The organism is Bacillus pretiosus, from assembly GCF_051294775.1.
GTDB classification, from domain to species: domain Bacteria; phylum Bacillota; class Bacilli; order Bacillales; family Bacillaceae_G; genus Bacillus_A; species Bacillus_A wiedmannii.
In genome coordinates, this window is the sequence record NZ_JBPPHF010000209.1 from 1 (window position 1) to 304 (window position 304).

The following is a 304-nucleotide window of genomic DNA, read 5'->3' on the forward strand; positions in this document are numbered from 1 at the left end:
CGATTATTGTAAGACATATCATTCCTAACATTTTATCAACCATTATTATCGCCGCGACATTAACGATTGCGACATCAATTTTAATGGAATCATCACTTAGCTTCTTAGGTTTAGGTATTAGAGAACCAGATTCTTCTTGGGGCAGTATGCTAAACAATGCGCAAGGATATATCGGTGAAGCTTGGTATTTAACACTCTTCCCAGGATTCCTTATTCTTTTAACAGTACTAAGTTTTAACGTAATTGGTGAAGCGTTGAAGAAAGCTTTCGCACCAAAAGGAGCTGGAAATGAAAACTAAATTGT

General features: G+C 36.2%; 1 protein-coding gene. It reads left to right on the plus strand.

Translation table 11 applies throughout. From position 1 onward, the window contains the following. The coding region (locus ACSG5Z_RS30550) for an ABC transporter permease (protein WP_435712825.1) at positions 1 to 299 on the plus strand (299 nt) is incomplete at its 5' end. Between the last annotated feature and the right edge of the window lie 5 nt (positions 300 to 304).